This is a genomic window from Azospirillum sp. UFLA03-27, from assembly GCF_059803775.1.
In genome coordinates, this window is record NZ_JAUQTX010000387.1 from 1 (window position 1) to 3,922 (window position 3,922).

Here is a 3,922-nt window from a genome sequence, read left to right on the forward strand (position 1 = left end):
GCGTATAATCGTCAGCAGCGTCAGATGTGTATAAGAGACAGCAAGCGTGGGAGGGCGGGGGCACCGCAACGGCACCCCCTCTCCCATCACCCCTCGATGCGCGAGAAGTCCGCGACCGCGTTCAGCGTCGCCCGGATCTGGCTGAGCAGCCGCAGGCGGTTGGCGCGCAGGTCGGCCTGCTCGGCATTCACCGTCACCTTGTCGAAGAAGGCGTCCACCGGGCCGCGCAGGCGGGCCAGCGCCGCCATGGTGCCGGTGAAGTCCTCCTGCGCCAGCAGCGGCCGGGCCGTCTCGCCGGCACCGGACAGGGCGCCGTAGAGGTCCTTTTCCTCTGCGAGCGTCAGCAGGGCCGGATCGACCGGCTGGTCGTAGGCCTTGCCGTCCTTCTTCTCCTCGATGCGGACGATGTTGCTGGCGCGCTTGTAGGCGGCGAGCAGGTTCGCCCCCTCCTCCGACCCGACGAAGGTCTGGAGCGCCCTCACGCGGGCCAGCAGGCGGACGAGATCGTCCTCGCCGCCCAGCGCGAACACCGCGTCCACCAGATCATGCCGCACGCCCTGGTCACGCAGCGTGACCTTCAGACGGTCGGCGAAGAAGGCCATCAGGTCGGTGGCGACGCCATCGGCCGCGGCGAAACCGCCCACCGAATAGGCGCCGTGCGCGGCCTTGAAGAGCTGCGTCAGGTTCAGCCGCAGCCCGTTCTCCAGGATCAGCCGGATGATGCCCAGCGCCGCACGCCGCAGTGCGTAGGGGTCCTTCGAGCCCGTGGGCTTCTCGTCGATGGCGAAGAAGCCGACCAGCGTGTCGAGCTTGTCGGCCAGCGCCACGGCGACCGACACCGGCGCCGTCGGGCAGCTGTCGGACGGGCCGAGCGGCTTGTAATGCTCGGCGATGGCCTCGGCCACCGCAGGGTTCTCGCCCTCGCCCAGCGCGTAGTAACGGCCCATGATGCCCTGGACCTCGGGGAACTCGCCGACCACCTCGGTCACGAGATCCGCCTTGGACAGCAGGGCGGCGCGGGTCGCGGCGTCCGCGTCGGCGCCGATGGCGCGGGCGATCTCGGCCGCCAGAACCTGGACGCGGGTGACCTTCTCCGCCACCGTGCCGAGCTTGGCGTGGAAGGTGATGGCGCCCAGCTTGGACACACGGTCTTCCAGCTTCGTCTTGCGGTCCTGGTCCCAGAAGAATTTGGCGTCGGACAGGCGGGCGCGCAGCACGCGCTCGTTGCCGGCGACGATGGCCTTGCCGCCGTCCGCCGTCACCGTGTTGGCGACCACGACGAAGCGCGGGGCCATCTTGCCGGCCTTGTCCAGCAGGGCGAAATACTTCTGGTGCGTGCGCATGGAGGTGATGAGGACCTCCGACGGCACGTCCATGAACGTCTCGTCGATGGTGCCGACCAGCGCGACCGGCCATTCGACGAGGCCGGCGACCTCCTCCAGCAGCCCGTCGTCGGGCGAGAGGGTCAGCCCCTCCTGCGCGGCGAGAGCCTCGGCATCGGCCTTGATCTTGGCCTTGCGCTCGGCGCGGTCGAGCACGACGTGCGCGGCGCTCAGCTTGGCCTTGTAGTCGGCAAAGTCGGTGACCGTGAAGGCGTCCGGCGACAGGAAGCGGTGGCCGCGGGTGCTGTTGCCGAACACCAGCTTGCCCTGCGCGCCGCCCAGGTCGAACGAGCCCTCCAGCACCGCGCCGCCGAACAGCGCGATGATCGAGTGCAGCGGGCGCACCCAGCGCACCGTTCCCGTGCCCCAGCGCATCGACTTCGGCCAGGGGAAGTCGCCCATGACCGCCGGGATGATTTCGGCCAGCACTTCGGCGGTGGCGCGGCCCTTCTTCTCCGCCACGGCGAAGTAGAAGACGCCCTTACCGGTGTCGCGCTGCTCGCACTGGTCGAGGCTGGTCAGGCCGGCGGACTTCAGGAAGCCGGCGACGGCCTGCTCGGGCGAGCCGACGCGCGGCCCCTTCTTCTCCTCGCGGACGTCGGCGGTGCGCTCGGGCAGGCCGTCGATCACCAGCGCGAGGCGGCGGGGGGTGGAATGGGCCTCGGCCGACGCGAAGGTCAGGCCGTTGGCGGCCAGCTTCTCGGTGACGAGGCGCTTGAGGTCGTCCGCCGCGCGCGCCTGCATGCGGGCCGGAATTTCCTCGGAGAAGAACTCGATCAGAAGTTCGGGCATGTTGACCGACATGTTACTTGGCCCCCCCGGCGGTCCACGCCTCGCAGCAGGCTTTCGCCAGCGCGCGCACGCGGCCGATGTAGGCGGCGCGCTCCACGACGCTGATGACGCCGCGCGCGTCCAGCAGGTTGAAGAGGTGCGACGCCTTGATGCACTGGTCGTAGGCCGGCAGCGCGACGCCCTTGGCGATCAGCGACTGGCACTCCGCCTCGGCGTCCTTGAAATGCTGGAGCAGCATGTCGGTGTTGGCGTGCTCGAAGTTGTGGGCCGAATACTCGACCTCGGCGCGCTTGAACACGTCGCCGTACTTCACGCCCTGTCCATTGAAGTCCAGGTCGTAGACGTTCTCCACGCCCTGGACATACATGGCCAGACGCTCCAGCCCGTAGGTCAGCTCGACCGCGACCGGGTCGCACTCGATGCCGCCGACCTGCTGGAAGTAGGTGTATTGGGTGACCTCCATGCCGTCGCACCAGACCTCCCAGCCGAGGCCCCAGGCGCCCAGCGTTGGGCTTTCCCAGTCGTCCTCGACGAATCGGATGTCGTGCAGGGACGGGTCGATGCCCAGCACCTTCAGGCTTTCCAGATACAGCTCCTGCGGGTTGGCCGGCGAGGGCTTCAGGATCACCTGATACTGGTAGTAGTGCTGGAGCCGGTTCGGGTTCTCGCCGTAGCGGCCATCCTTCGGGCGGCGCGAGGGCTGCACATAGGCCGCCTTCCACGGCTGCGGGCCAAGCGCGCGCAGCGTCGTCGCCGGGTGGAAGGTGCCCGCACCCACCTCCATGTCGTAGGGCTGGAGGATCACGCAGCCCTGCTCCGACCAGAACTGGTGGAGCTTGAGGATCAGGGCCTGAAAGGACAGGCCGCGGCTGTCTTGGGAAGACCCGCTCGGGGAGGCCATCGGCGGTCACTTATGATTGGTGTGGAAAAACGCGCCGCACGATACGCGGCGGTATCCCCGGAATCAAGCGCCCGCCTGGGTTTAAGGTTCAGCGCCCGTAGGGGCAGACCGGCCGGCCGCAGGCCACGGCGGAGCGCGGGGCGACGTAGGCGCCGCATTCCGGGCACTTCTCCATGTCCTCAGCGCCCAGTTGGGACGAGCCGGCGGTGGCGGTGGGCTTTCCGGAGCCGCGACGCTCCCGCTCGCGCAGGCGCTCCCGCCCGACCGCGCCGACGCGGTTGTACCAGCGCCAGCCGAACCACACGGCGCCGATCACCAGGATCAGGAACAGGATTTTGGACAAGCTGAACATGGATGCAGGATTAGGGGGTGCGAGGCCACCCGGTCAAGAGGGGCCTTCACCCCGAGCGCACCCCGAACGGCTGATCCGTCGAAAATGGATCGAACATCGAAAGATGCGCCCGTCCAGCGCAAAGAATCCTTGTCGTCCGCAGCGGAAGCGGCACCTAATGGATGAAAACCGTGCGCAGAGGAGACGCAACGTCATGAACGCCAGCGCCTATCCGGTCATCGTCCGCCCCCTGCCCCCGGAACAGGGTGTCGGCTATGTGGCCGAGGTGCCCGACCTGCCGGGCTGCACCGCGGGCGGCGCCACCCCCGCCGACGCCAGCACGGCGGCGCTCGACGCCATTACCGCCTGGATCGAGAACGCCCGCCGCACCGGCGCGCCGGTCCCGCCCCCGTCCGAGCGTTTGCGCGAAGTCACCCAGTGAGAGTCCGGGATATTATTTGCAACGGGACATAAGCCTTCGCACCGAGCCCCCACCCTAACCCCTGTCTCTTATAC

At 68.5% G+C, this 3,922-nt stretch carries 4 protein-coding genes; 1 reads left to right on the forward strand and 3 read right to left on the reverse strand.

The features are described from left to right. Nucleotides 1-86: 86 nt before the first annotated feature. The 3 genes from glyS to Q4I23_RS31135 all read right to left on the reverse strand — a co-directional run bounded on the left by glyS (nucleotide 87) and on the right by Q4I23_RS31135 (nucleotide 3,427). Nucleotides 87-2,174, reverse strand: coding sequence for a glycine--tRNA ligase subunit beta (glyS, locus tag Q4I23_RS31125; RefSeq protein WP_498528777.1), 2,088 nt, complete (start codon nucleotides 2,172-2,174; stop codon nucleotides 87-89). 13 nt (nucleotides 2,175-2,187) lie between these two features. Continuing rightward, on the reverse strand, nucleotides 2,188-3,075 hold the full coding sequence (locus Q4I23_RS31130) for a glycine--tRNA ligase subunit alpha (protein ID WP_035675330.1): 888 nt from the start codon (nucleotides 3,073-3,075) through the stop codon (nucleotides 2,188-2,190). A gap of 88 nt (nucleotides 3,076-3,163) precedes the next feature. Further along, on the reverse strand, nucleotides 3,164-3,427 hold the full coding sequence (locus Q4I23_RS31135) for a hypothetical protein (RefSeq protein WP_454019296.1): 264 nt from the start codon (nucleotides 3,425-3,427) through the stop codon (nucleotides 3,164-3,166). Nucleotides 3,428-3,620: 193 nt separating this feature from the next. Between Q4I23_RS31135 and Q4I23_RS31140 the strand changes: the two genes are divergently transcribed. Next, entirely contained in the window at nucleotides 3,621-3,848 is a 228-nt protein-coding gene (locus Q4I23_RS31140) for a type II toxin-antitoxin system HicB family antitoxin (protein ID WP_137139102.1), read from the forward strand. Nucleotides 3,849-3,922: the final 74 nt, after the last annotated feature.

Coding starts and splice junctions, on each gene's coding strand:
- glyS (WP_498528777.1), bottom strand. CDS start 2,174: ATGCCCGAACTTCTGATCGAGTTCTTCTCCGAGGAAATTCCGGCCCGC.
- Q4I23_RS31130 (WP_035675330.1), bottom strand. CDS start 3,075: ATGGCCTCCCCGAGCGGGTCTTCCCAAGACAGCCGCGGCCTGTCCTTT.
- Q4I23_RS31135 (WP_454019296.1), bottom strand. CDS start 3,427: ATGTTCAGCTTGTCCAAAATCCTGTTCCTGATCCTGGTGATCGGCGCC.
- Q4I23_RS31140 (WP_137139102.1), top strand. CDS start 3,621: ATGAACGCCAGCGCCTATCCGGTCATCGTCCGCCCCCTGCCCCCGGAA.